The organism is Tsukamurella hominis, from assembly GCF_965137015.1.
Taxonomy (GTDB): Bacteria; Actinomycetota; Actinomycetes; order Mycobacteriales; family Mycobacteriaceae; genus Tsukamurella; species Tsukamurella hominis.
Window position 1 is genome coordinate 1 of sequence record NZ_CBCRZG010000048.1, and the last position, 3016, is coordinate 3016.

The following is a 3016-nucleotide window of genomic DNA, read 5'->3' on the forward strand; positions in this document are numbered from 1 at the left end:
CGGGCGGGGTGCTCTCCCTCACCGTGGTGTCCGGGGTGTCGGCCGGCGGTGCGGCGGGCGCGTCGGGGGTGACCTGCAGGGGTCCGCGGTTGGAGGGCGGGACCATGGTGCTGCGGGTGCGCCGCTTGCCCAGCAGGGCGCCGATGCCGTCGGTGGGTGCGTTGGTGGTGTCGGTCATGATGCGGCCTCCTCCGTGGTCTGGCTGTTGATGGCGGCGAGAAGTACTGAGCGGCCGACGGAGCGCATCTCGTCGACGAATGCGGCGTGCTTGGCCGGGACGGGGTCGCTGGATGCGACGGCCATGCGGCGGGTGCGCCGCTCGAGCCAGGTGGCGTTCGAGACGGGCGTGATGACGGGTGCGGAGAACCGCTGCGAGAGCTCCTGCAGCTGCGCGATCTCTCGTGCCGGCGGGATCGGGGGCACCATGGTCGGGACGATCAGCAGCGGGTAGCCCTTGAGCTCTTCGAGCATGCCTTCGAGTGCGGCGAGCTCGCGGCGCTTGAGCGGGGCGGGCACGATGATGACGTCGGCGGCCTGGATCGCGCCGTAGGTGGACTCGCAGCCGCCGGGGTGGGTGTCGATGACGACCGGCCGCTGCCACTCCTGCTGCCACCGGACGATTTCGCTGGTGAGGTGCTCAGCGGACGGCTGGTTGAGGCCGAAGTCGGGGTGGGACGGGACGAGGTCGGCGCGGAACGGGCCGCCGGACAGCGGTCGCGGGATGCGGCCGGCGGCGAGAGCGTCGAGCATCGGAGCCCTCTTGTGGCGGGCCTGCAGGTAGCCCCACATCTCGGTCACTCCCCCACGGTCCCAGTCGAAGTCGAGGAGGACGGCGTCGAAGAGCCAGGCGATTTCCTTGGCCGTTTCGGTCTTGCCGACGCCGCCCTTCCACGCGGCGACCGCGATGATGAGCTGGCGGGCGATCTCGGCGGCCTGCGCCGGGGCGTCGGCGAACTGGAGGCGTTCGAGGGCCGCGTTGGAGGTCTTCGTCATTGTCGATCATGCTCCTTCAAGCGTTGCGATCAATGGTGCGCCCTGTATCTGCGCCACTACGGTCGAGCATACATGCAAATAGATTGCTCGCGCTACTTCTCGCAACGTGTCGCCCAACATCGCCCACTACTCCCCCACCCATACCGCTCTCTAGCGTGTGCGCTACCTGGTGCCCTATCCGGTGCTCATGGTTGCCAACCATGCGCTCAGCTAGGTCGCTTCCAGTACTGGCGGCTGCGTGTCTCCATCTGTTGTTCGCTCACTATCTCACTGCCTGGTCGGCCAGTCGCTTTCATAGCGTGTTGCCTACGCGGTCGCCTGCGTATGCGCACACTCAGTGCGCCATGCGCCCGCACTACTTGATTCCTAGCCGTTCCACTGGGTAGCTCTCAGCATTGTCCTGCGTCCAGTGCCATACCCGCCCACCTGTCTAGTCTCATAGCTCCTTCCCTAGCATGCCTCCAATGCGGTCATCAATATAGCTAGCAATAGGTATGTACTGCTGCTATAGCTCATCCACGCGCGTCGCATTCACTACCTCCGACCCCTCCCAACCTCGCCCAATACCCGACCTGAGCGGGTAGCCCCTTCTCCCATGGCACGATGGTGGCTACCGCCCTAGCCGCACCGCAGTCCATCCCAACGAGCGCTCGTCGCGCGGTCACCGTGCCACTATGTCCGTCCAATGTGACGGTGTCTGCTTGCGCTTCCCCCCCCCACTCCAGGTCTGCCGGGAGTCGCCTTCAAGGCTTGGTGAACGCACCCTTCGTGCCTCCCGTCCGAACTCTATCCTGTTCGTGTTGTCGCTAGGCCTCCTGGTTGCTCAGCGCTTTACCGACTCGCCGGAACGACCAGTCGCAGTCCTAGGTCGCGGTCTTCCGCCCGGTGGTTCGCGCTCCAACCAGAGCATTCGGAACCGGAACAGTCTCAGCTCCGCGCGCAGTGTCTCTGCGACCGCCTCGTCAGGCGCGTGATCACGCCCCTACAGCCGCCGATTCAGACGCAGGATGCAACGCCGCATGGGCGACCTTGAGGGGCTTGAGCGACACATTGGTCGGGGGCATCGAGGAACCTTCGAGCGCGCTGAGTGAACCGGGAGCGGCTCGAACAGGCGCCCCGGAAGGGGACTTCAGGCCACGGATCTCGACGATGATCCGCGCACTCGGGAGTCGGCGAAGGCCGGGGGAGGGGCCATTTTTCGTGTCACGTGACGTTAATAGACGTGCTGGACTGAACCTGCACAGGACGCATGCGACCGTTCGGGCTGATGCGCGTCCTACTCGACCTGATTCGTGCATGGTCGCCGCAGCGGACGGCGCATCTGGGATGAGGTGGCCATGGGCGGACAGCCACCAACCACGGGTGTGGGCTCGTCGGCGGCCGGGGTGGGGCGGCGGCGCGTCCCGCGGAAGGAAGCTGCAGCAGTGCGGGCCCGCCCGCTTCTGCGCCGAGGGGCGCGGGCGCGGCGGCTAGGTCACCAGGTCGTGTAGCTCTCGCGGGAGATCCGGAAGCCGCCCGGGGTGTCGGTGCGTTGGCAGGTGATCCCGAGGGCTGAGCTGTCGCATCGGACGCCGGCGAGCGTCATGCTCGCGCCGTACTGCAGCGCCGTGGGCGCCGTGGTGGAGTCGGCGGCGGGTGTGCGGGTGCAGTGTGGCGCGCCGTGGCCCTTCGTCACGATCAGGGTGCGGCCGTAGTCGGTGCAGTCGGCGGCCGGCGGTGGGGGAGCGGGGTAGGTGCTGTCGACCTCGGTGATGGTGCACGCCGCGGTCGGCGCGGCGGGATCCTCGGTCAGCCGGCAGCGGATGTTGCCGCTCGGTGAGCTGAAGTCCGAGGCGGCGAACTGCTGGCGTGCGGGTGGGCCAAGGAGGTACACGAGCCCGGTGAGGGTCGCTGCGGCCGCGATGGTGGCCGCGGCGATCACCGCGGCGCGGCGGTGCGGCCGTGCGGCCGGTGCGCGGCTGGTGGCGGCGGGCTTGGGTGCCGTGGCGCGGGACGGGGCGGGGTCGGTGCGGCGGGCGGGTGG

At 68.2% G+C, this 3016-nt stretch carries 2 protein-coding genes; both read right to left on the reverse strand.

Features of this window, described 5'->3' with window-relative positions:
- Positions 1-174 precede the first annotated feature (174 nt).
- Positions 175-993 carry a ParA family protein gene (locus ACM9LD_RS24995; protein ID WP_415679213.1) on the reverse strand — a complete coding sequence of 273 codons (819 nt, stop codon included), beginning with the start codon at positions 991-993 and terminating at the stop codon, positions 175-177.
- A 1474-nt stretch (positions 994-2467) separates the two neighbouring features.
- Positions 2468-3016, reverse strand: a 549-nt coding sequence (locus ACM9LD_RS25000) for a hypothetical protein (RefSeq protein ID WP_415679214.1), incomplete at its 5' end; no start/stop codon positions are given.